A 23,085-nucleotide genomic window follows, 5' to 3' on the forward strand; every position below is an offset into this window, starting at 1 on the left:
GTCAGCCTTCCGGTTCGCCGGGGTCGCCGGGGTCACCGAGGCTCTCGGTGACCCCGGTCGCCCTGTCCTGGACGTAGCGAAGAACGCCCCACATGCTGGGGTCGTCGGCCTGTGGGGCGTCGTCCGTGCACGCCTGAAGTTCCTTGTGGAGAGCGGCGGTGTCGATGTCGGACCCGATCAGGACGAGCTGGGTGAGCCGGTCGTCGCCGGCGTGCCACGCTTCCGGGTAGAAGCGCAGAAACCTTCCGACGGCGTGCACGGCGTACCGGTTGCGCGGGTCCGCGGCGCCGAAGTCGACGTAGCCCTTGATCCGGTACAGCCCCTCGGGCCTGGTGTCCAGGAAGTCCAGCAGCAGCCTGGGGTCCATGGGCACGGCCGAACGGAAGGAGAGGCTGTCGTAGGCCGCATGCAGGTGGGTGTGGTGCGGGTCGTCGTGCTCGTGGCCGTGTCCGTCCGGACCGTGCTGGTGGTCGTGCTGCCGGTGGAGGTCATCGAAGGACAGCTGCCCGATCCGCTCCTCGGCCGGACGGCAGTCGAAGAGCAGCTCGGGGTCGATGCGCCCGTGGACGGCCGGTACGACCGCGGCACCGTCGGTGAGCGTGTGCACGAGCCGCAGGACCCGTTCGCCGTCGTCGGTGCGGTCGGTCTTGTTGACGACGACGAGGTCCGCGAGGGCGAGATGCCGGTCGAGTTCGGGATGCCTCTCGCGGGTGGCGTCGAACTCCACCGCGTCGACGACCTCCACGAGTCCGCCATAGACGACCCGCGGCTGCTCACTGGCGAGCACCATGCGGACGAGTTCCTGTGGCTCGGCGAGCCCGCTGGCCTCGATGACGATCACGTCGATATCGGCTGACGGTTGGGCGAGCCGGTCGAGATAGCCGTCGAGTTCGCTCACGTCGACGGCGCAGCACAGGCATCCGTTGCCGAGCGAGACCGTGGAGTCCCCGAGCGCGCCGGCGACCGCCATCGCGTCGATCTCGATGGCCCCGAAGTCATTGACGATCGCGCCGATGCGGCTGCCTCCGCTGTGGTGCAGGAGGTGGTTGAGCAGGGTGGTCTTGCCCGACCCCAGGAATCCGGCGAGTACGACGACCGGGATCTGCCGCGGACCCGACGACGGCTGACTCAACGTGCGTCCTTTCTCCCATCGACGTCCAGGCGACTTCTCATCGACGTCTCGTCGACGTGCCATTGAAGTCCAAGCGACGTCCCACAGACGTCCAAGCGTCGTTCCATAGACGTGCCAGTGCCGCGCCCCAGGATACGGAGGAGTCGGCCCCCAGGGTGAAGAGCCGCCGTCGCCGCCGGACGCGGCCTCGGACCGGTCCGCCGATGAACTCGTACGGCTGTGGCCGCCGTTGGCTGTCCGAGTGCCTTCCGGAGCGCTCGGCTGAGCCCTGGGGGCTGAGCAGTGCGACCGAGATCACCACTTCCGCGGTGGAGGCGCTCGACCACGGGCCGGCCGGCCGGAGTGCAGGTCCCGTCTCGCCGAGCTCGGCCTCCTGAACGATCAAGACGTGCTCGGGTACGACCGGGCACGAGAGGGGGTCAGATCCGCCCGCAGATCCCCGGTGCCCATTGAGGACCGTCCCGGTCACCTGCGACGGACAAGGTCTCGGCGGAGCTCGGCGCGTAGGCGGGCGGCTCCGCAAGGCCGGTTCGGGGCGGTCCCGCATCGCGGCCCCATGGCCCCCACACCGCTGACCCCGAAAGGCGCAGTGCGGCCCGGTCGGGAGGGCTCACCATCGCGTGTCGGCGAGCAGGGGCTGTTCGGTCCAGATGCATTTGCCGGAAGTGGTGTAGCGGGCGCCCCAGCGACTGGTGAGAGCGGCGATCAACTGGAGCCCACGGCCGCTCTCGTCGGTCTCGGCCGCTCGGCGGATCCTGGGCATCGTGGGGCTTGCGTCGGTGACCTCGCAGACAAGGGTTCGGCCGCGCAGCAGCCGTAGGGTGATCGGTCCTCTTGCGTGGCGGACGACGTTGCCCACGAGTTCGCTGACGACCAGTTCGGTGGTCATGATCAGCTCGTCCAGGTTCCACGTGGTGAGCTGGGCTCGGACATGGGTGCGGGCCTGGCCGGCGGCTGGGGGGTCGTCCGGGAGCTGCCAGCACGCGATGTCCTCGGGAGCGAGGGCGTGGGTGCGGGCGACGAGCAGCGCGCCGTCGTCGCGGACGCTGCGCTGGTCGGGCACCAGGGCGTTGATCAGGCGATCGCACAGCTCCTCGAGGGTCTCTGTCGCCTGAGCGCGTGCGGGGCCGGGGCGGGCGAGGAGGAGGTGGCGGGCGAGGCGGCCCATGCCTTCCTCGATGTCCAGTGCGCCCGATGCGACGAGGCCGTCGGTGTAGAGCGCGAGCAGAGAGCCGTCCGGCAGGCTGAACTCGGCTGTGTCGAAGGGCGGGGCGGCCGCGCCGAGAGGCGGGTTGACGGGCAGGTCGGGGAAACGGGTGGTTCCATCGGGTCGGAGTACGGCGGGCGGGGGATGGCCCGCGGTGATGGCGCGGCACCGTCGGCCGGCCGGGTCGTAGACGATGCAGAGACAGGTGGCGTAGAAGTCGCCCCCGAGAGCGCTGACGATTTCGTTGAGGTGGAAGAACGTCTCCTCCAGCGGCTGTTCGAGGTCGGCGAGCGTCCGGACCGCGGTGCGCAGGCGGCCCATGGTGGCGGCCTCGGCCAGGCCATGGCCCATGACGTCTCCGATGACCAGGGCGACCCGTTCGGACGACAACGGGATGACGTCGTACCAGTCGCCGCCGACCTCCATGCCGTCTCCGGCGGGCTGGTAACGGGCGGCCGTACTCACCGCGGGCAGGGCGGGCAGGGTGCGCGGGAGCAGGCCGCGCTGGAGTTCGTGAGCCTGGCGGTGCTCGGCGTCGTACAGCCGGGCTCGCTCCATGGCCTGGGCGACCATGCCGCTCATCGCCGTGAACAGGGTGCGCTCTTCGCTGCTGAAGAGGTGCGGACGGTCGTAGGTGATGAAGGCGGAGCCTACGGAGTGTCCGGAGGCCACCAGCGGGAGGATCGCCCACGACTGGGCCCCGCTCGCGGTGGCCAGGTCGGCGATCTCCGGGTAGCGGGCGATGAACTCCTCCGCGGAGGAGATGAAGTTCGGCGGACCCGTGATGAAGGTCCGGGCGGGCGCGGGGAGGTCGGAGACGAGGGCGCCTTCGAACCGGCGCAGGCCCTCGTGTGAGTAGCCGGAGTTGCCCACCAGAAACGCTCGCCCGTTTTCGTGAACCCACACGCCGGCGCCTTTGGCGCCGAACAGGGGCACCAAGTGGGTGGCCACGACGTCGGCCACGTCATGTCCGGTGACCGCTACGGCAAGGGCTTGGGTCAACTCCGCTATGCGGGCCGTGCGCTCGACGGCAGCGCCCTGGGCGGCAGCCTCCTGGACCTGCCGAAGCCGGGTGCTGCTGATGTCGGTGATGCACACGCCCAGGCCGTCCGGCAGCGGTATCAGTCGCAGATGCAGCCAACGGCCGGTGTCCGCGTGTATGTCCAGCTCGGTCGTCCTGTCCTCGGCCCCCGTCTGACGGTCGGCTTCCTGCAGTCCGAGCGTGCGCAGCACGGGAACCGCTTCCCACAGCACGCTTCCGAGCAACGGCCGCGACTGAGTGAGGAGACGCTCGGCCTCCGGATTGGCAAAGGTGATCCGCCAGGTGCGATCGACGGCCAGGAACCCGTCGCACACACCTCGCAGGGCTTGCTCCGCCGATTCCGCGGCCAGGTGGCCGGAGGTGACGTCGCGCACGAGCCCCGTCAGGCGAGGGCCGGAATCGTCGTCGAGACCCGACGCCTGACCCCGGACCTCCACCCGGCGCAGGCTGCCGTCCGGTTGGCGGACGCGGAATTCCGCCTGGTAAAGCGTATGGGACCGGATGGCCTCGTCGGCCCGGGCCAGCACCCGCGGCAGATCCTGGCGGTGGACCAGTCGCCGCCATGTACGGATCCGCCCGTCGAACCTCTTCGCGTCGATTCCCAGGATGTCGAGCGCGGCAGCGTCCCAGATCACCATGCCGGTACGGAAGTCCCAGCCCCAGAATCCGACGGAGGAGTCCGCGACGGCGTGGCCACCGGGGCGTCCCGCGTCCTCGAGTTGTCCCGCACTGTGGGGCAGACTGTCGGCGATCCAGCCTGCCACGGTCCTCAGCTCCTGGTGCAGCGCCGGCTCCTCCGGCATGGGGGTGAAGACGGACAGCGCGCCGAGCGGCTCGCCGGGGGCCGGCATCGGAACCGAGAGCAGGCCGGTTCCCACGGACAGGCCCGCGGAGGACGCGGCGAGACCGGGGCGCCTCGGTGCTGTCCACGCCGGGGCGTTCATACGGACCGCGCAGGCAGGCGCCTCCGGCGAGCGGCGGTCGACCTCCTCCCAGTGCCGCGCTGTCGGCCCCTCGATGCCGGCCTCCACCGCCAGGTAGAGGCTGCGGCTCCCCGGGGCGCCGAGGTGCACCATGCCACCCAGTGCCTGGACTGCCGCCACCGCTCGGTCCAGTCCGATCCGTAGCAGACTGTAAGTGTCCGATCCCGTGTTGTAGGCGGAGGGCGGGGAGGGGGCATCCTGTGGCGGGGCGCCGCCAGGAGCGCCGCCTACCGGTACGTCTGGGACATGCCTGCTCTCGCCCGACATCATCTCCCCACCTGTCACCCCGGTCAGGAAAGAGATAGTGAAACACTATCCGAAGTCGGGCAATTGCGGAGATTCAGTCGTGCGCCTTAGTCAGGCGGTAGCACCGGTGAGCGCTAAAGCGACATCCTGTGCCTCAAGGTGGGTGGGTGAGTCGTGGTCGCCCCGCATCGGACGACCGCGGCGCGGCAGCGCATGCGTCGATCAAGTGCACTGCCGGGTGGCGCCGCGACAAGTGCCCTGCGCCGGTGGGCGCGGCTCACCGGCCGGCCTTCCGACGGGGCGTCACTTCGGGTGTGGCTACGGTGCTGGGCCGTTCGTTGCTTCGTTCGCCGACGGACTGTGCGCCCGAGACGGTCTTCGCCGTCGCGCATGCGCGCTTCCCCCGCGTTCCGGGGGCTGCCCGTCGGGCCCCGGGCCGCGAGCCTGGAGGTCAGCACGGCCGAAGTCAGGTTAGGCTCACCTCTGTGAGTACGTGCACGACCGCGTCCCGGGACCTCGACGAGCCCCTCGCGGGGACCGCGGCGACCGCCAGGACATGGCTGCTCCTGGAGCAGCCCGGCCCTTGGGGCCCGAACGCGCTCACATCGAGCCATCTGGATCCGGACCTCGGCCGTGCTCTCGAGGCGGCCGCGGACGGTACCGGCGTCCGTATCGCGCTCATCCGCCGTCCCGGCCGGCACGCCGACTGCGGCACGCCCGCCCTACGGCAGCTATATGCGGCCCACACCGTTCCCGGAAAGGTATGGCTGCACTCCGCCACGACGGCCGAGCCGGAGCGGTTGCTCGACCTCGACTTCACGGCACTCGGATTGGGCGACCCCCATACCTTCGACGCGTCGCTCCAGGGCCGGCCCCACACAGGTGATCCCCTCGCGCTCGTCTGCACCAACGGCAGGCGGGACCGCTGCTGCGCCCTGCTCGGCCGCCCTCTCGCGGCCGAGCTGACGGCCTCGGGGGTCGACGGTGTCTGGGAGGTCACCCATCTCGGCGGCCACCGCTTCTCCCCCACACTCCTGGTCCTTCCGTTCGGGTACGCGTATGGGCGGGCCCAGGCACCGCACGTCAAGGAGGTCCTCCACGGCGTTCGCGAAGGGCGGGTCGTGGTCGAGGGCTGCCGTGGCAGCTCCGCCTGGGAACGGCCCGCGCAGGCGGCGGAACTGGCGGTGCGCACATCGGCCCGCGAATACGCGGCGGACGCACTGACCGTCGTCCGCACGGACGGTGCCGCACCGCGCTGGGAGGTCACCGTCGCCCACACGGACGGCCGGCTGTGGCGCGTCCTCGTGGCGCAGGGCGCCTCACTGCCGCCGCGCCCGGAAAGCTGCGGTTCGGGGCTGGGTTCGCCGGCCCGGATGGATGTCGTGTCGGTACGGGAGCTGCATGCCGCGGTCGTCGCGGACCCCGCGCACTGCTGAGACACGCGCCCCCGCGAACGCGCCCAGAAGATCCACCCTCACACCCCCCCTACGGCAGGACGCGCCCGTCCCCGTACCGTCGTACGCATGAGCCCATCTCCCCCTGCGCGACGGCTGCGCCTCGGTCTGCCGCGGCGGATGTTCTCGCAGCTCCTGCTCATGCAGGTGACGATTGCCGCCGGCGTCGCCGTGCTCGCGACCGGGCTCTTCCTGGCCCCGCTCGGTCACATGGTGGACGACCAGGCGATGCGCCAGGCCCTGGCGATCGCACAGGCCACCGCGGCCCAGCCGCAGATCGCCAAGGATCTTCAGTCGACGCGGCCGTCGGTCGACGGGCCCGTGCATGCCGAGGCGGAGCGCATCCGCAAGGCCAGCGGAGCCGAGTACGTCGTGGTGATGAACATGGACCACGTGCGCTGGTCGCACACGGACCCCAGGCAGATCGGCAGGAAGGTCTCGACCGACCCGAGCGAGGCCCTGGCCGGCAAGGAGGTCATGCAGATCGACAGCGGCACCCTGGGCCGCTCGGCCCGCGGCAAGGTGCCGCTGCGGGACGCGCACGGCCGGATCATCGGCGCGGTCTCCGTGGGCATCGAGTACGACAGCGTGCGGGCCCGGCTGATCCACGCGATACCGGGCCTGTTCGCGTACGCGGGCGCGGCCCTCGCCATCGGCGCGCTGGCCTCGTATCTGATCTCGCGCAGGGTTCAGCGGCAGACCCGCGACCTCGCGTTCTCCGACATCTCGGCGCTGCTGGCCGAAAGGGAGGCGATGCTGCACGGCATCCGGGAGGGTGTCGTCGCCCTGGACCCCGCGGGCCGGGTGCGACTCCTCAACGACGAGGCACAGCGTCTGCTGGGCATCGGTGACGAGGTCGTCGGCCGCTCCCTCGACGAAGCGCTCGGCGAGGGCCGTACGACCGATGTGCTCGCCGGCCGCGTCACGGGCATCGACCTGCTCACCGTGCGCGGTCACCGGGTCCTGGTCGCCAACCGCATGCCCACCGACGACGGCGGCGCCGTCGCCACCCTGCGCGACCGCACGGAGCTGGAGCAGCTGGGCCGGGAGCTGGACTCCACGCGCGGCCTGATCGACGCCCTGCGGGCACAGGACCACGAGCACGCCAACCGGATGCACACGCTCCTGGGCCTGCTCGAACTGGAGATGTACGACGACGCCGTGGAGTTCGTCGGAGAGGTGGTCGGCGATCACCGGGCCACCGCGGAACAGGTCACCGAGAAGATCCACGATCCGCTGCTCGCGGCCCTGCTGGTGGGCAAGGCCACGGTCGCCGCGGAGCGCGGTGTGGCCCTGTGGATCGCGGACCGCACGCTGCTGCCGGACCGGTTGATCGATCCGAGGGGGTTCGTGACGATCGTGGGCACCTGGTCGACAACGCGCTGGACGCCGTCGCGGGCACACCGCACGCGCGCGTGGAGGTCGAACTGCGCGCCGAGGGGCGTACGGCGGTCCTCCGGGTGCGCGACACGGGGCCCGGGATTCCGGCCGAGCGGCGGGAGTTGGTGTTCACCGACGGATGGTCGACCAAGCAGCCTCCGGCCTACGGCAAACGCGGGATCGGGCTGTCGCTGGTGCGCCGTCTCGCCGAACGCCAGGGCGGCACGGCCCATGTGGACGAGGCGGAGGGCGGGGGTGCCGAGTTCACCGTCGTCCTGCCGGAGGCGCTCGAGGAGCCCGGCCCGCCGGCCGGGGGCCGTCGGGGTCTCATTCCCACGCAGAAGACACCCGGAGGCGGCGGAACAGGCCTGGCGGCGCCTGTGCGCGCAAGCGAGGAGGAGGCCCGATGAGCCGGCCGATCGACGTCCTGGTCGTGGACGACGACACCCGCGTCGCACGGGTCAACGCCGCTTACGTGGAGATGGTCCCCGGCTTCCGGGTGGCCGCGAAGGCGCACAGCGCGGCCGAGGCACTGCTCCGGCTGGAGGCCGTGCCCCGGGTGGATCTGGTGCTCATGGACCACTACCTGCCGGACGACACGGGGCTCGCGGTCGTCCAGGAGACGCGCCGGCGTGGTCACGACACCGATGTGATCATGGTGACGGCGGCCCGTGATGTGCAGACCGTGCGGGCGGCGATGCGGAACGGGGTCCTTCAGTACCTGGTCAAGCCGTTCACGTTCGCGGGCCTGCGCGCCAAGCTGGAGGCCTACGCCGAACTGCGCCGCACCCTCGACAGCGGCGGTGAGACCGAACAGCCTGAGGTCGACCGCATCTTCGGTGCTCTGTCCGCCGGTTCGGCGCCGGGGCTCCCCCGCAGCCACTCCCCCACCACCGCGGACCTCGTACGCCGTGCCCTGGTCGGCGCCGAGGGGCCGCTGTCCGCCCAGGAGATCGCCGAACGGACGGGACTGAGCCGCCAGACCGCCCAGCGCTATCTGAAGCTCCTGGAGCGCACGGGACGGCTCACGTTGACCCTCAAGTACGGCAACGCGGGCCGCCCGGAGCATCGCTACCTGTGGGCGGCCCGCGCCTGAGGGCACGGCTGGAGGGGGCTCAGCCGGCGGCCTTCTTGGCGAACTCCGTGGTGTACGTCTTGTCGAGGTCGATGGTGGCGTTCTTGATATTGGGGTTGAACGCCTTGAGGACCTTCTCGACGGTCTCGGGCCCGTTCGCGGGCATCACGCCGTCGGAGGTGAACATCGGCAGCGTGCTCTTGATGGCGCTCGCGTAGAGCGTCTGGTTGCCCTGGGAGTAGTCGGCGGGCATCTTCGCGGCGATCTCTCGCGCGGAGTGCGTGGACATCCACTTCAGGGTCTCCACGAACGCGTTGGCCAGCTTCTGGACCGTGTCCTTGTGGCTGTCGACCCATTCCGTCTGCATGTAGAGGCTGGACGACGGGTACGGGCCGCCGAGCGCGTCCTGCGACCCCTGGGGAGTCCGCATGTCGACGAGCACCTGCCCGAGGTTCTTCCGGACGACCGTGGCGACCGTCGGGTCCGTGGTCATGCCGGCGTCGATGGAGCCCTTCTGGAGGGCGGAGACGAACGTCGGACCGGCCCCGACGGCGACCGGGCTGAACTCGCTCGTCTGTACACCGTTCTTGACCGCCAGGTACTTGGTGAGGAAGTCGGTCGAGGAACCGAGGCCCGTGATGCCGAGCTTCTTACCCTTGAAGTTTTTGGGCGAGGTGATGTCCTTGGATGCCTTGTTGGAGACGATCTCGACCTCGCCGGGCGCGTGTGAGAACTGCACCACGGACTCGACATGCTTGCCCTTGGTCTGGAGGTCGAGCGTGTGGTCGTAGAAACCGACCGCTCCCTCGACCTGTCCGGAGACGAGCGCCGTCTCGGCCTGCACCCCGGCCGGTTCGCTGAGCAGTTCCACGTCGAGGCCCTCGGCGTCGAAGTAGCCGAGCCGCTGGGTGAGCATGGCGGGCAGGTAGATGACCTTGTCCAGCCCACCCACCATGATCTTGACCTTCTCGCCCTTGCCGTCACCCTTGCTGCCGGAGCCGGAGGAGGCGGTGGTGGAGGCGTCGTTGGCACAGGCGGTGAGCGAGGTGACGGCGAGCAGGCCGGTCGCGGCGAGAGCGGCGATTCTGGCGGACTTGTGCATGGCGGTTCACGTCCTTGTGAGATGGCGGTGCGGGAGAAGGAGCGCGCGTCCCGGATGACGGAGCGAGGGCCCCTCGGCAGGAGGGGGCGGACCGGGAGGGAACAGGCGGATCAGTGCTCGGATTCCGACGGCTTCCAGCGGAAGATGCGGCGCTCGGCGAAGGTGAGCAGTCCCTCGGCCACCAGCGCGACGACCGCGAGGATGACCATCGCGGCGTACACACCGGCCGCGTTGAAGGTGCCCTGGGACTGGGCGACCAGCAGACCGACGCCCTTGGTGGCACCGATGTACTCGCCGACGATGGCGCCGATGAGGGCGAAGCCGAAGCTGACGTGGAGGCTGGTGAAGATCCACGAGGTGGCCGACGGGATGACGACCTGAAGGGTCACACGCCGGTCACTCGCGCCCAGGATGCGGGCGTTGGCGACGAGGTTGCGGTCGACCTCGCGGGCGCCCTGGAAGGCGTTGAAGAACACCGGGAAGAAGACCAGGACGACGGCCGACGCCACCTTGGAGGACGGGCCGAGCCCGAACCAGATCACGAAGATCGGCGCGAGGACGATCCTGGGGATGGAGTTGAGCACCTTGATGTAGGGGCCGAGGACATCGGCGAGAAAGGCGATCCGGCCCAGCGCGATACCGCAGAGCACACCGGCCACCACACCGATGATCCAGCCGAGCAGCGCCTCCTGAAGGGTGACCCAGATCTGCTCGCCGAGCGAGCCGAGCGCGGTGCCGTGGGTGATCCAGGTGTGGATCTGGTCCCAGATCTTCGAGGGCATCGAGAAGTTGAACGGATCGATGACCTTGGCCCGGGAGAGCACCTCCCAGAGTCCCAGCACGGCGACCAGCAGCAGCACACGCGCCAGGAGGATGACGGCCTTGCGCCTGCGGGCGGCACGCGCGCGTGAGCCGGCGCGGTCGGGCTTGGGGGTGTCGACCGTGGCCGGCGCGGAGATGACGTCAGGCGACACGGGCGACACCCCTCTCGCGGGTGATGCGCACCTCTTCGCCGAGCGACTCCCAGATCTCACGGTAGATCTCGATGAACCGCGGCTCCAGACGCACCGACTCCACCTTGCGCGGGCGCGGCAGGTCGATGTCGAAGACCCGCTTCACGGTCGCCGGTCCGGCGGTCATCACGACGACCTTGTCGGCCAGCGCGATCGACTCCTCCAGGTCGTGGGTGACGAAGACGACGGAGGCGCCCGTGCCCTCCCACAGCTCCAGCAACTCGTCCGACATCAGCGCCCTGGTCTGCACGTCGAGCGCCGAGAACGGCTCGTCCATGAGCAGGATCCCGGGGTCGTTGACGAAGGTCGCGGCGAGGGCGACCCGCTTGCGCTGGCCGCCGGAGAGCTGGTGCGGGTAGCGGTCCTCGAACGCGGCGAGCCCGACCCGGCCCAGCCACTCGCGCGCCTTCTCCCGTGCCTCCGCCTTGGGCATGCCACGGAAGCGGGGACCCGCCATGACGTTCGACAGCACCGTACGCCAGGGGAACGTGGCGTCCTGCTGGAAGACGAAACCGACCTTGTCCCCGACGCCCGCGACCGGCTCGCCCGCCACCAGGACCTCGCCCTCGGTGGGCTCCTCCAGACCGCTGACCAGGGTCAGGGTCGTCGACTTGCCGCACCCGGTGGGCCCCACGACGGCGACGAACTCGCCACGCCCCACCGTCAGGTTCAGGTCACGGACGGCCGTGTGCAGACCCCCCGACGGGGTCTTGAAGGTCTTGCTCGCGCCCCGTAGCTCGATGGCGGGGCTGGTGTCTGTGCTCATGGCCGGGACCGTAGATGTGGTGCGGGCCACAACAGCAGTCTTGTGAGCACAACCCCGTCTTCTGCTTGCAAGAGTCTGTTGTGCTCTTTTTGCTCGCGCTACAACAGCGGAGCCGAAACACGGGCTTAACGCTCGCCTGGGCTTGAGGGAGAGGAGCCCGATGATTGACGTCCTGGTCGTGGACGACGACTTCCGTGTCGCTGAGATCAACGCGAAGTACGTGGGGAAGGTTCCCGGCTTCCGGGTTGCCGCCCGCGCGCACAGCGCTGCCCAGGCGCTGGCCGCGGTGGAGCGTGCCCCGATCGACCTGGTGCTGCTCGACCACTATCTGCCCGACCAGACGGGCCTGGAACTGGTCCATCGCATGCGGGAACGCGGGCACGGCACGGACGTCATCATGATCACGGCGGCCGGCGATGTGGCGACCGTACAGAACGCGATGCGTCTGGGCGCCCTGCACTACCTGGTGAAACCGTTCACCTTCGCGGCCCTGCGGACCCGCCTTCACTCGTACGCCGCCCTGCGCCGCACCGTCGACCGGGTCGGTGGCCGAGGGGTGACGGGCCAGGAGCAGGTCGACCGCATCTTCGGCGCCCTGCGCACCGCTCCCGGGTCCTCGTCGCCCAGGCTGCCCAGTGGTCACTCGGAGCCCACGACGGACCTGATCTGCGACGTCCTGCACCACGCCGACCAGCCGCTCTCGGCCCATGAGGTGGCCACCAGGACGGGGCTGAGCCGTTCCACCGCCCAGCGCTACCTGCGCCACCTGGAACAGGCCGGGCGACTGCGGCTCTCGCTGAAGTACGGCGACACGGGACGGCCGGAACACCAGTACACGTGGGTGGCGCCGTAGGACCCAGACCCGGCGACGGGGCCGCGGGCCTTGCCCGTGCGGGTGGTTCATGGCCGCGGTGGGCCTTTGGGGGCGCCCCGGCTCGTCGCGTACGTCAGCGGGCGCGCCCCCCATGCCGTCCCGGCGCCCGGGGCCGTCAGACCGCCCCGGCACCCGTGAGGGACCGCACCTCGGTCTCGGCGTGCCTGGCCTCGTCGGCCGGCTCCGCCGAGGTGACGGTGCCGAGCCAGCCCGCGAGGAAGCCGAGCGGGATCGAGACGATGCCCGGGTTCTGCAACGGGAAGTACTGGAAATCCACGCTCGGGAAGAGTGATTCGGGGCTTCCCGAGACGACCGGGGACAGCACCACGAGTCCCAGCGCGGGCACGAGACCGCCGTAGACCGCCCACACGGCGCCCCGGGTCGTGAAGTCGCGCCAGAAGAGCGCGTACATCAGGACCGGCAGGTTCGCGGACGCGGAGACCGCGAAGGCGAGTCCCACCAGGAAGGCCACGTTGAGGTCGCGGGCGAGCAGCCCGAGCGCGATCGCGAGCCCGCCGATCCCGACGGCGGCGGCCCGCGCCACCGCCACCTCGCTGCGCGCCTTGGAACGCCTGCGCCGCAGCGATGAGTACAGGTCGTGGGCGACGGCGGCCGAGGACGCGAGGGTGATTCCGGCGACGACCGCGAGGATGGTGGCGAAGGCGATCGCGGCGACCATGGCGAACAGGACCGTTCCCCCGGTGGAGTTCGCTCCGCCGCCCAGCTTCTGTGCCAGCAGCGCCACCGCGGTGTTCCCGGCCGCGTTGGACTCCCGCACCGCGCCCGGTCCGACGACGGCGGCGGCGCCGAAGCCGAGCACGATCGTCATCAGATAGAAGCCACCGATGAGCACGACCGACCAGACGACCGAGCGCCGGGCGGCCCGCGCGGTCGGCACCGTGTAGAAGCGGGACAGGATGTGCGGCAACCCGGCAGTGCCCAGCACCAGTGCCAGGCCCAGGCTGATGAAGTCGATCCGCGCGGTCCAGTCCCCGCCGTACTTCAGTCCCGGCGCGAGAAACGCCTGGCCGTGCCCGCTGCGCTCCGCCGCCGTGCGCAGCAGCGCATCGATGTCCCCGTGGAAGCGCACCAGGACGAGCACGGTCAGCGCGATCGTGCCGCCGAGCAGAAGCACGGCCTTGACGATCTGGATCCAGGTCGTGGCCCGCATCCCGCCCAGCGACACATAGATCACCATGAGCGCGCCGACGACGATCACCGTCCAGGCGCGCGCGGCCGCGCTCGTCCCCCCGAACAGCAGCGCGACCAGGCTTCCGGCTCCCACCATCTGCGCCACCAGGTACAGCACGGACACCGTCACCGAGGACATACCCGCGGCGATCCGCACCTGCCGTTCCCTCATCCGGGCCGCGATCACATCCGCGAGCGTGAACCGACCGCAGTTGCGCACGAGTTCGGCCACGAAGAAGAGCACCACGAGCCAGGCCACCAGGAAGCCCACGACGTACAGCATCCCGTCGTACCCGAAGAGCGCGATCAGCCCGGTGACGCCCAGGAAGGAGGCCGCCGACATGTAGTCGCCCGCGATGGCAAAACCATTCTCCATGGGCGAGAAAAGCCGTCCGCCCGCATAGAACTCCTCCGCCGACCCATGCCGGTTGCGGCTCACCCAGGTCGTGATGGCCAGTGTGATCGCGACGAAGGCACTGAAGAGCACCAGCGCCAGCGCCTGATGGTGTCCGCTCACCGCTCGCCACCCCTGAGCCCCCGCGTCAGCTCCTGGGTGTCCCAGCGCAGATCGAGCGCCGCCCGGTCCCTGCGCAGCCGCGCGTGCCGCGCATACGCCCAGGTAAGGAGGAACGTGGTGAGAAACTGCCCCAGCCCCGCGAGCATCGCCACGTTCACGGCTCCCGCCACCGTCCGGCCCATCAGCCCGGGCGCCGTCTGCGCCGCCACCACATAACCCACGTACCAGGTGAAGAAGACAGCGAATCCAGGGATCACAAACCGCCGGTACCTGCGGCGCACCTCCTGGAATGCCGCGCTGCGCTGAACCTCGAGGTAGACGTCCGCCACCCGGCCGGTTCCCTCCTGTTCTGTGCGCGTGTGCGGCACACCGGGAGCGGGAGCACCCGTCCCGTCCAACTCGCACCAGCCGGGTGTGAGTGCGTCGTACCAAGGATCGTCGTAGCTCGCCCGGCCGTCCGTGCCCTCGACCGTCGGAGCCGGGACGCGGCCTTCGTGCTGCTCAACCGAACTCTCGGGGCCTTCCCCGCATCCGCGGGAATGGCCATTGCTTGACTTCATGCCACAAGGATGGACAGAACGGGAAGATCCCCGACTCTTCTTCTCAGATCTCTTCACCCCATCAGGTGACTCACTTCGACGGGGGCCGCACCAGCCCCTGCGCATAGGCGTAACGGACCGCCTGGGCACGGTCCTTGAGCCCCGACTTGGCGAAGAGATTGTTGATGTGGGTCTTCACGGTGGCCGTGGAGACATGCAGTCTGCGGGCGATCTCCTGGTTGGTCAGCCCCTCGGCGATCAGCATCAGCACCTCCGTCTCCCGTGCCGTGAGCCCGTCCGGCGCGACCGCGGGCGCGGCCGGCTCCGGCTGCGACAGCCGCTCGAGCAGGCGCCGTTGGACACCCGGTGACAGACCCGCGTCCCCGGAGAGCACGTTCCGTACGGCCCGCACGATCTCCTCCCCGCCCGCGTCCTTGGTGAGGTAGCCGCGCGCACCCGCTCTCAGCGCGGGGAACAGCGACTCGTCGTCCCCGAAAGTGGTGAGCACCACGACCTGGGTGCCGGGGTGCTCCGCGCGGATGCGCCGGGTCGCCTCGACACCGTCGCAGCGCGGCATGCGCAGATCCATCAGCACGACGTCCGGCGCGAGTTCGGCGACGAGCTTCACCGCCTCGTCACCATCCCCGGCGGCGCCGACGACCTCGATCCCGGGAAGCAGCCCGAGCAGCATCACAATGCCCTCGCGCACCACCGTCTGGTCATCCGCCACCACGACCCGGGCGGGCTTGCCGGTCTCCTCCTCCGTCATACCGGCACCTTCAGCGTCACCACGAATCCCTCCTCGTCCGGACCGGCCTCCAGCGAGCCGCCCAGCAGCTCGGCACGCTCCCGCATGCCCAGGAGACCGTACCCGGCCCCCGATCCGGTCAGCTCGCCCGGCGAACCGCCCGAGTCCCTGACGTCCAGGGTCACGTGGTGCTCGGCGTACTCCAGCCGCAGGTGCACCTTGGCGCCCGGCGCGTGCTTGCGAACGTTGGTCAGGGCCTCCTGGGCGACCCTGCGGACCGCTTGCGAGGCCTCGGCGGGCAGCGTCCTGCGATCACCCGAGACGGTGACGTCCGCACCGTCCGTCGCGGCGACGAGATCGCTGAGGAAGTCCTCGACCGGGGACATCTCGCCCCGAAGCGCGGAGAGCGCCTGCCGGGTCTCGGCAAGTCCCTCCCGGGCCATGCCCCGTGCCGCCACTACCCGGTCGAGGACCTTGTCCCGCTCGGCTCCGCCCTCGATCAGCAACCGGGCCGCCTCCAGATGCACCAGCTGGGCCGAGAGACTGTGCGCCAGCACATCGTGGATCTCCCGGGCGATCCGGGCCCGCTCCGCCAGCGCGGCCGACTCCGTCTCGGCCGTCCGGGCGGCTCGCTCCTGGGCGAGGAGCCGCTGGGCGTTGCCCCGAGCCTCGGCGTCCAGGCGCAGCACATAGCCGGCGAGTGCCATGCCCCCGACCGTGGCGGCGGTGGTCAGCCACACGTCGTTGTTGACCGTGGAGTACGAGGCAAGCGCCACCGAGGTCACGGGCACAGCGGCCGCGAGCGGCAACCGCTCCAGGGCGGCGATACCGCAGCCGCACCAGAGCACGAGGGCCGGGACCCGGAAGCCGGTGACCTGTGCCGCGACCGCCAGCCCGAGCAGCACGGCGACGAGCGCCAGGGACGGCCAGAGTCTGTGCGCCAGCGTGGTGCGGAAGAAGGCCCAGGAGACCAGGGCTGCCATGATGAGGCCCGCCACCGCTCCGGCCACACCCCAGCCGTGCACGTGGCTGCTCCGGAAGACGCCCCACAGCAGCATGCCGAGTACCAGCATCCGCACGGTCCAGGCGAGCAGTCGCCGGGGCTGCGAGATTCCCTCGCGGCTGAGCGCCTCACGGGAGGGCCACCGCATCCACGCGTTCCCGGTCATACGCGCTCCCTCCGAAAGGGCCGGGACATGCCGTCACCGTACGCCGCGGCCGGCCGGGCCGAGGAAGTGAGGGACCGCGCACGCCAGACCAGGATCCCGGAGCGGACCAGCAGCGTGCCCGCGAGGGCCGGCAGCAGGGCGGAACTGTCCTGGTGGACACCCAGCGACGCCCCGAACGCGAAGAGACCGACGCGTAGGGCGATGCCGCCGATCCAGACAGCCACGCTCGCCTTGGTGCTCTTGCTCCACACGGCACCGTCCGCCCCGACCCATAGACGAGTCGTCCACGCCCAGCCGGACCCGGTGGCCAGTCCGATGAGCAGCTCGGTGCCGAGCAGCAAGGCGGACTCCGTGGAGTGGTGGGGATCGAGCAGCCCGGACCCGCGCAGCGCCACGACTATCAGGATCACGGGCAGGAGCCACCAGCGCCGGTCGGCGTCGACCCGGCGGGCGCGGAACTGCCGCACAATCACCAAGGCGGCCACCGCCGCGATCACCAACGCGTTGACAAGCCCGGACATCACAGCCTCCGTGAGCGGAAAAGGAGCTGTCGACGGCGAGTGCTGCCGACGCCTTCGACGCTACGGACATCCGCAGGCCGGCAGATCGGAGCCCGGGTGGATCGTGGGTGGAACCCGGAATGCCCTCCGTCTCCACCCAGGGGTGGAGGGATGGTCCGATCGCCCTGCCCCGACCCGCCCCGGCTCCGGCGACTCCGCTCCGCCAGGGAGCAGTCCCGCAGGCCGGTCGATCCGAACGCGACGCCTCCCCCTGACCGCTCTCCCGGAGCAGCGGCTAGGCGTCGATGCGCGACCGGTCCAGCGTCGCCGCCGAGCCGGAGATGAACTCCTTGCGCGGTGCCACGTCGTTGCCCATCAGCAGATCGAAGACCTGCTCGGCGGCCTCCAGGTCGGAGAGGTTGATCCGGCGCAGGGTGCGGTGGCGCGGGTCCATCGTCGTCTCGGCCAGCTGGTCGGCGTCCATCTCACCCAGACCCTTGTAGCGCTGGATCGAGTCCTTGTACCGGATGTTCTTGCTCTGCAGCTCCAGAAGCTTGTCGCGCAGCTCGCGGTCCGAGTACGTGTAGACGTACTTGTCCTGGCCCTTCTTCGGCTGGACGATCTCGACGCGGTGCAGCGGCGGCACCGCGGCGAACACCCGGCCCGCCTCGACCATCGGCCGCATGTAGCGGTGGAACAGCGTCAGGAGCAGGGTCCGGATGTGGGAGCCGTCCACGTCGGCGTCGGTCATCATGATGATCTTGCCGTAGCGGGCCGCGTCCAGATCGAAGGTCCGGCCCGACCCGGCCCCTATCACCTGGATGATGGCGCCGCACTCGGCGTTCTTCAGCATGTCCGTCACGGACGACTTCTGGACATTGAGGATCTTGCCACGGATCGGCAGCAGCGCCTGGAACTCGGAGTTCCGGGCGAGCTTGGCCGTACCGAGCGCGGAGTCACCCTCGACGATGAACAGCTCGCTGCGCTCGACATCGTCGCTGCGGCAGTCGGCGAGCTTGGCCGGCAGCGAGGACGACTCGAGGGCCGTCTTGCGGCGCTGCGCGTCCTTGTGCTGGCGGGCGGCGATGCGCGTGCGGGCGGCCGCGACGGCCTTCTCCAGGACCGTGCGGGCCTGCTGGGCCGCGTCACGCTTCGTGGACGTCAGGAAGGCCTTCAGCTCTTTGGACACCACGTTCGTGACGATGCGGCGCGCCGCGGAGGTGCCGAGGACCTCCTTCGTCTGTCCCTCGAACTGAGGTTCGGCGAGGCGCACGGTCACGACCGCGGTGAGGCCTTCCAGGGCATCGTCCTTGACGATGTCGTCCTCGGCGACGCGCAGCAGCTTCTTGGTGCGCAGCACCTCGTTCATCGTCCTGGTGACGGCCTGCTCGAAGCCCGCGACATGCGTGCCCCCCTTGGGGGTGGCGATGATGTTGACGAACGACCTGAGCGTCGTGTCGTAGCCGGTGCCCCAGCGCAGCGCGACGTCGACGCCCAGTTCCCGGGTGACCTCGGTGGGCGTCATCTGGCCATGATCGTCCAGGACGGGGACGGTCTCCTTGAAGGTGCCCTGTCCCGAGAAGCGGAGGACGTCGCAGACCGGCTTGTCGGTGGCCAGATACTCACAGAACTCGCTGATTCCGCCGTCGAAGCGGAAGGACTCCTCACCCTTGCTGCCGCCCTCGCCGAGGCCGAGCTCGTCGCGGACGACGATGGTCAGGCCGGGCACCAGGAACGCGGTCTGGCGGGCGCGCTGGTGCAGCGTCTCCAGGGAGAGCTTGGCGTCCTTGAGGAAGATCTGGCGGTCGGCCCAGTAGCGCACTCGCGTGCCGGTGCGCGTCTTGGGGATCTTCTTCGCCTTGCGCAGGCCGCCCTTGGCCTCGAACTTCGCGTCCGGGCCCTCACCGGCGAAGGCACCCGGCACACCGCGCCGGAAGCTGATCGCGTGCGTGTGGCCGTTGCGGTCGACCTCGACGTCCAGGCGCGCGGAGAGCGCGTTGACCACGGACGCACCGACACCGTGCAGACCGCCGGACGCTGCATAGGAGCCGCCGCCGAACTTGCCGCCCGCGTGCAGCTTGGTCATCACGACCTCGACACCGGACATGCGGGTCTTGGGCTCCACGTCGACCGGGATGCCTCGCCCGTTGTCCCTCACCTCCACCGAGGCGTCGTCGTGCAGGATCACCTCGATGTGGTCGCAGTAGCCACCCAGGGCCTCGTCGACGGAGTTGTCGATGATCTCCCAGAGGCAGTGCATCAGGCCACGGCTGTCGGTCGAGCCGATGTACATGCCCGGGCGCTTGCGAACGGCCTCGAGGCCTTCGAGGACGAGCAGGTGCCGCGCGGTGTAGTTGGAACCGTCCCGGTCTGCTCCGGTCAGCAGCGCTGTGGACGGCACGGACGTCTCGGCGGTCACGCGGTTCGCTCCTCGCTGAATTTTGGATGGGGCCCATTTGGGTAAGGGGCCGGCTTCGGTCATCGGTCCGAGGGTACCGAGGCCTGGTAGAGCCGTTGTAACGCCACCCTCGTCTGGACCCAGACTAGTCCAGAGTCGTACGGACGTTCGATACACAGTGGGAGGTGAAGCGTATATCACGTTCCCTTCGAGGCATGAACCATTTAGGCTCCGGGCACGTCCTCATGAACAACCGGCAACCCCGCCGGGAGGACGGGACAATCGACAGACAGCGCGAATCCGTACTACACAAGACATGCAATACGGCACATTCGCCGCCAACCGGCAACAGACAGCCGGCCCGGAAGAAATTTTCGAGGACAAGCCGCGAGCGGGAACGTTTTCGGCCTGGTTGGATGTTGACCCTGGTACGACAGCTCGTCGAGCTAGAGAAGAGGCGACGTGACTACTGTTCTGACCCCCGCGAGCCCGCTGACGGCCGCTGACCGCTGCGACCGCTGCGGCGCCCAGGCGTACGTGCGCGTCGTCCTCCTGAGCGGTGGAGAACTGCTCTTCTGCGCCCACCATGGCCGCAAGTTCGAGCCGGAACTCAAGAAGATCGCCGCTGAGATACAGGACGAGACGGAGCGGCTTACCTCTGTTCCGGGGAGCGCCTCCGACGAGGAACGCTGACACCTCGCGTCACGACGAGCCGACACCGGCACCGAAGCCGGTGAACGGGCGGCCATCCCGGTCACACGGGAGGGGCCGCCCGTACTCGTAGGGGCACGTCCGGAGCCGTGTCATCCGCGGCGCCCGCCGCTCCTTCGAGGCAGCCGACAGCGCACACACCGCGGGCCGGGGCACCACGCGTGGCGACCACCGGGGACATGACGTCCAGCAAGCGGAACACCGCGTTCAGTGGACGCCACCCAGCGTCCTGACGACCTCGGAGATGCGCGTATAGACCCCTGGGCTCCCCGCTCGCCCGCAGCCATTGCCCCATGACACCAGGCCGATGAGCCGCCCCTTGGCGACGAGCGGACCTCCGCTGTCCCCCTGGCAGGCGTCGCGCCCGCCATTGGGCTCCCCGGCACACAGCATGGAGCGGGCGTCGTACTTCCCGTCCGCATCGCCCGGGTAGGCCCGTGCACAGTCCGTGTCCGGAAGCACCTGAAGGTTCGCGGCACGCAGGGTGTGCGCGTAGTCGGCATCCCCGGTCACATCGCCCCAGCCGTACACCGTCGCGGTCGTACCGGGCTCGTAGCCGGGGTCACCGGCTGCCGCCATCCCGATCGCCGAACTCGCGGGTAGCGGAGAGGCCAGGGTGAGCACGGCGAAGTCGCCGGCGTTCGTGTCCCCGTTGTACCGGGGATTGACCCAGGTGGCCTGTACCGGGATCTCCGCGCCCTTGCCGGACAGCAGATCCGTGCGCCCCGCGATGACTCTGAGATCTCGTACGCGTCCTGGTGGCGCGCCGAGAACGGCCGCGCTCATACAGTGAGCCGCGGTCAGAACCGTGGTCCGGCCCACCGCCACGCCTCCGCAGAACTGTCCGGCCCGCGTACCTCCGAACCGGTCACGGCTGGAGACGGCGACCGTCCACGGGCTCTGGGAGATGTCCACCGGAAAGCCCCCGATGACAACGCTGTCCGCCGTGGCAGGCGCAGGGGATCCCAGCTGTATCAAGGCGGCCGCGGCCGACAGGACCAGTGCTCGGGTGAAGTGGCGGCGCATGTGCACTCCTCACTGTGACGTATCGATGGAACACCCACAGTGATCCAGCTCGCCGGATCGCGCATACGCAGAGGGGCCGGTTCCGCTGGGGAACCGGCCCGTCGTCGCTGTCGGCCGAGGCCTAGTCGAGGTAGTCGCGCAGCACCTGGGAGCGCGACGGGTGACGTAGCTTCGACATCGTCTTGGACTCGATCTGGCGGATGCGCTCGCGGGTGACGCCGTACACCTTGCCGATCTCGTCGAGGGTCTTCGGCTGACCGTCGGTGAGACCGAAGCGCATCGAGACGACGCCCGCCTCGCGCTCCGACAGGGTGTCGAGCACGGAATGCAGCTGCTCCTGGAGGAGCGTGAAGCTGACCGCGTCGGCCGGGACGACCGCCTCGGAGTCCTCGATGAGGTCACCGAACTCGCTGTCGCCGTCCTCACCCAGCGGGGTGTGCAGGGAGATCGGCTCGCGGCCGTACTTCTGAACCTCGATGACCTTCTCCGGGGTCATGTCCAGTTCCTTGGCCAGCTCCTCCGGCGTGGGCTCGCGGCCCAGGTCCTGGAGCATCTGGCGCTGCACGCGCGCGAGCTTGTTGATGACCTCGACCATGTGCACCGGGATTCGGATGGTGCGGGCCTGGTCGGCCATCGCGCGGGTGATCGCCTGACGGATCCACCAGGTGGCGTACGTGGAGAACTTGTAGCCCTTGGTGTAGTCGAACTTCTCGACCGCGCGGATCAGACCGAGGTTGCCTTCCTGGATGAGGTCCAGGAAGAGCATGCCGCGGCCGGTGTAGCGCTTGGCCAGGGAGACCACGAGACGGAGGTTGGCCTCGAGGAGGTGGTTCTTGGCGCGGCGGCCGTCCTCGGCGATGATCTCCAGCTCGCGCTTCAGCTTGGGGGCGAGCTTGTCGGCGTTGGCCAGCTTGTCCTCGGCGAAGAGACCCGCCTCGATGCGCTTGGCCAGCTCGACCTCCTGCTCCGCGTTGAGCAGGGGGACCTTGCCGATCTGCTTGAGGTAGTCCTTGACCGGGTCGGCGGTGGCACCGGCGGCGGCGACCTGCTGCGCGGGCGCGTCGTCCTCGTCCTCGTCGGAGAGCACGAACCCGGCGCTCTCGGCGCCCTCGGGCTCCTCGCCGCCCTTGGCCTCCTCGAGAACCTCCTCTTCGAGGAGTTCGACGTCGTCCTTCTTGGCGGTCGTCTTCTTGGCGGCCGTCTTCTTGGCGACGGCCTTCTTCGCCACGGTCTTCTTGGCGGCCGCCTTCTTGGCAGCGGTCTTCTTGACGGGCGCGTCCTCAGCCGGGTCGTCGGCGACCGGCGCGGCCGGAGCGGCGGGGGCGGCGGCCTTCTTGGTGGTCACCGTCTTCGCCGCGACGGTCTTGGTCGCGGTGCGCTTCGCCGGACTCTTCGCTGCGACGCTCTTGCGGGTGCGCTTGGGCTCTGCGGCACTGACCATCAGCGTCACACCCTCTTCCTCGAGGATCTGGTTGAGGCTGCGCAGTACGTTCTTCCACTGAGTGGCCGGAATCTGGTCAGCTTCGAAGGCCCGACGCACATCGTCGCCGGCGATCTGCCCCTCAGCCTTTCCCCGCTCAATGAGAGCCATGACAGAGACGGACTCGGCGATCTCCGGCGGGAGCGTACGGGATGTGCTGGCCGACACGAACAACCTCTCGGAACGTTGGAAAACGGCTTCCGGCCCCGTCCACGACGGACAGGAGCCGACCGCCGGCCTGGGGATGGGCCGACGGGGCGGGCGGGGGCCGGGAAGATGCACAGCGCCGTGAACGGCGTCCGTATTCCTTCCTCGACTGTCACCTCTTAGGTCATCGCGCGGTGCCGAAGAGCGTTACGCCCAATCTGCGTGGCCCGAGTCACACCCCGTAACCGCTCAAAAACGCCCAGATACGGGCAGAGCTGATCGACAAGTGTCGCGATCGACGCTCGGCCCTCGCGACTCCCGACCCATCCCCTGCGGGTCCCCCGTGCCGGGCCGTGAAGTCCATGACCGGCGGCCGGAGTCCACG

At 69.7% G+C, this 23,085-nt stretch carries 17 protein-coding genes and 1 pseudogene; 5 read left to right on the forward strand and 13 right to left on the reverse strand.

Annotation, left to right across the window (positions count from 1 at the left end):
- Position 1: 1 nt before the first annotated feature.
- Together ACIP94_RS13445 and ACIP94_RS13450 are read right to left on the reverse strand one after the other, a co-directional pair.
- Positions 2–1,132, reverse strand: coding sequence for a CobW family GTP-binding protein (locus tag ACIP94_RS13445; protein ID WP_402423967.1), 1,131 nt, complete (start codon positions 1,130–1,132; stop codon positions 2–4).
- A gap of 610 nt (positions 1,133–1,742) precedes the next feature.
- Positions 1,743–4,484 carry a SpoIIE family protein phosphatase gene (locus ACIP94_RS13450; protein WP_402423970.1) on the reverse strand — a complete coding sequence of 914 codons (2,742 nt, stop codon included), beginning with the start codon at positions 4,482–4,484 and terminating at the stop codon, positions 1,743–1,745.
- Between the two features lie 611 nt (positions 4,485–5,095).
- On the opposite strand from ACIP94_RS13450, the gene ACIP94_RS13455 reads away from it, so the two are divergent.
- From ACIP94_RS13455 to ACIP94_RS13465, 3 genes and pseudogenes are all read left to right on the forward strand, one after another.
- Entirely contained in the window at positions 5,096–6,046 is a 951-nt protein-coding gene (locus ACIP94_RS13455) for a sucrase ferredoxin (protein WP_402423973.1), read from the forward strand.
- A gap of 87 nt (positions 6,047–6,133) precedes the next feature.
- A pseudogene (locus tag ACIP94_RS13460) lies at positions 6,134–7,854 on the forward strand (ATP-binding protein).
- The gene (locus ACIP94_RS13465) at positions 7,851–8,540 is read left to right on the forward strand and encodes a response regulator (protein WP_402423976.1); all 690 of its coding nucleotides are present in this window, start codon (positions 7,851–7,853) and stop codon (positions 8,538–8,540) included. The pseudogene ACIP94_RS13460 and the gene ACIP94_RS13465 overlap by 4 nt, the downstream one beginning before the upstream one ends.
- Positions 8,541–8,559: 19 nt before the next feature.
- Here ACIP94_RS13465 and ACIP94_RS13470 read toward each other — a convergent pair whose 3' ends face one another.
- From ACIP94_RS13470 to ACIP94_RS13480, 3 genes are all read right to left on the reverse strand, one after another.
- Positions 8,560–9,621, reverse strand: coding sequence for an ABC transporter substrate-binding protein (locus ACIP94_RS13470; RefSeq protein WP_402423978.1), 1,062 nt, complete (start codon positions 9,619–9,621; stop codon positions 8,560–8,562).
- Between the two features lie 110 nt (positions 9,622–9,731).
- Complete coding sequence (locus ACIP94_RS13475; protein WP_402423981.1) at positions 9,732–10,595, reverse strand: ABC transporter permease; 864 nt, start codon at positions 10,593–10,595, stop codon at positions 9,732–9,734.
- Positions 10,585–11,400: an ABC transporter ATP-binding protein gene (locus ACIP94_RS13480; protein ID WP_402423984.1), complete on the reverse strand. Its 816-nt coding sequence runs from the start codon at positions 11,398–11,400 to the stop codon at positions 10,585–10,587. The genes ACIP94_RS13475 and ACIP94_RS13480 overlap by 11 nt, the downstream gene beginning before the upstream one ends.
- A 160-nt stretch (positions 11,401–11,560) precedes the next feature.
- On the opposite strand from ACIP94_RS13480, the gene ACIP94_RS13485 reads away from it, so the two are divergent.
- Positions 11,561–12,253, forward strand: a complete 693-nt coding sequence (locus ACIP94_RS13485; RefSeq protein ID WP_402423987.1) for a response regulator — start codon at positions 11,561–11,563, stop codon at positions 12,251–12,253.
- A gap of 136 nt (positions 12,254–12,389) precedes the next feature.
- Here the strand turns inward: ACIP94_RS13485 and ACIP94_RS13490 are convergent, their stop codons facing one another.
- From ACIP94_RS13490 to ACIP94_RS13515, 6 genes are all read right to left on the reverse strand, one after another.
- Positions 12,390–13,982 carry a cation acetate symporter gene (locus tag ACIP94_RS13490; protein WP_402423989.1) on the reverse strand — a complete coding sequence of 531 codons (1,593 nt, stop codon included), beginning with the start codon at positions 13,980–13,982 and terminating at the stop codon, positions 12,390–12,392.
- Entirely contained in the window at positions 13,979–14,542 is a 564-nt protein-coding gene (locus tag ACIP94_RS13495) for a DUF485 domain-containing protein (protein ID WP_402423991.1), read from the reverse strand. The genes ACIP94_RS13490 and ACIP94_RS13495 overlap by 4 nt, the downstream gene beginning before the upstream one ends.
- Before the next feature lie 70 nt (positions 14,543–14,612).
- Positions 14,613–15,290, reverse strand: a complete 678-nt coding sequence (locus ACIP94_RS13500) for a response regulator (protein WP_402423994.1) — start codon at positions 15,288–15,290, stop codon at positions 14,613–14,615.
- Complete coding sequence (locus ACIP94_RS13505) at positions 15,287–16,438, reverse strand: sensor histidine kinase (protein ID WP_402423996.1); 1,152 nt, start codon at positions 16,436–16,438, stop codon at positions 15,287–15,289. Before ACIP94_RS13505 ends, ACIP94_RS13500 begins: the two co-directional genes overlap by 4 nt.
- A complete protein-coding gene (locus ACIP94_RS13510; protein ID WP_402423999.1) occupies positions 16,435–16,959 on the reverse strand; it encodes a DUF1453 domain-containing protein in 525 nt (174 codons plus the stop codon). Before ACIP94_RS13510 ends, ACIP94_RS13505 begins: the two co-directional genes overlap by 4 nt.
- A 274-nt stretch (positions 16,960–17,233) precedes the next feature.
- Positions 17,234–19,357 (reverse strand): type IIA DNA topoisomerase subunit B, encoded by a 2,124-nt coding sequence (locus ACIP94_RS13515; RefSeq protein ID WP_402424002.1) that lies wholly within the window; start codon positions 19,355–19,357, stop codon positions 17,234–17,236.
- A 441-nt stretch (positions 19,358–19,798) separates the two neighbouring features.
- On the opposite strand from ACIP94_RS13515, the gene ACIP94_RS13520 reads away from it, so the two are divergent.
- The gene (locus tag ACIP94_RS13520) at positions 19,799–20,029 is read left to right on the forward strand and encodes a hypothetical protein (protein WP_402424005.1); all 231 of its coding nucleotides are present in this window, start codon (positions 19,799–19,801) and stop codon (positions 20,027–20,029) included.
- Positions 20,030–20,254: 225 nt separating this feature from the next.
- On the opposite strand, the gene ACIP94_RS13525 is transcribed toward ACIP94_RS13520, so the two are convergent.
- Positions 20,255–21,073 carry a serine protease gene (locus ACIP94_RS13525; protein WP_402424007.1) on the reverse strand — a complete coding sequence of 273 codons (819 nt, stop codon included), beginning with the start codon at positions 21,071–21,073 and terminating at the stop codon, positions 20,255–20,257.
- A gap of 121 nt (positions 21,074–21,194) precedes the next feature.
- Positions 21,195–22,721: an RNA polymerase sigma factor gene (locus ACIP94_RS13530; RefSeq protein ID WP_402424010.1), complete on the reverse strand. Its 1,527-nt coding sequence runs from the start codon at positions 22,719–22,721 to the stop codon at positions 21,195–21,197.
- Positions 22,722–23,085 lie beyond the last annotated feature (364 nt).

This window comes from Streptomyces sp. NPDC093261, from assembly GCF_044753645.1.
GTDB lineage: Bacteria > Actinomycetota > Actinomycetes > Streptomycetales > Streptomycetaceae > Streptomyces.

Coding starts and splice junctions, on each gene's coding strand:
- ACIP94_RS13465 (WP_402423976.1), top strand. CDS start 7,851: ATGAGCCGGCCGATCGACGTCCTGGTCGTGGACGACGACACCCGCGTC.
- ACIP94_RS13470 (WP_402423978.1), bottom strand. CDS start 9,621: ATGCACAAGTCCGCCAGAATCGCCGCTCTCGCCGCGACCGGCCTGCTC.
- ACIP94_RS13480 (WP_402423984.1), bottom strand. CDS start 11,400: ATGAGCACAGACACCAGCCCCGCCATCGAGCTACGGGGCGCGAGCAAG.
- ACIP94_RS13485 (WP_402423987.1), top strand. CDS start 11,561: ATGATTGACGTCCTGGTCGTGGACGACGACTTCCGTGTCGCTGAGATC.
- ACIP94_RS13495 (WP_402423991.1), bottom strand. CDS start 14,542: ATGAAGTCAAGCAATGGCCATTCCCGCGGATGCGGGGAAGGCCCCGAG.
- ACIP94_RS13500 (WP_402423994.1), bottom strand. CDS start 15,290: ATGACGGAGGAGGAGACCGGCAAGCCCGCCCGGGTCGTGGTGGCGGAT.
- ACIP94_RS13505 (WP_402423996.1), bottom strand. CDS start 16,438: ATGACCGGGAACGCGTGGATGCGGTGGCCCTCCCGTGAGGCGCTCAGC.
- ACIP94_RS13510 (WP_402423999.1), bottom strand. CDS start 16,959: ATGTCCGGGCTTGTCAACGCGTTGGTGATCGCGGCGGTGGCCGCCTTG.
- ACIP94_RS13525 (WP_402424007.1), bottom strand. CDS start 21,073: ATGCGCCGCCACTTCACCCGAGCACTGGTCCTGTCGGCCGCGGCCGCC.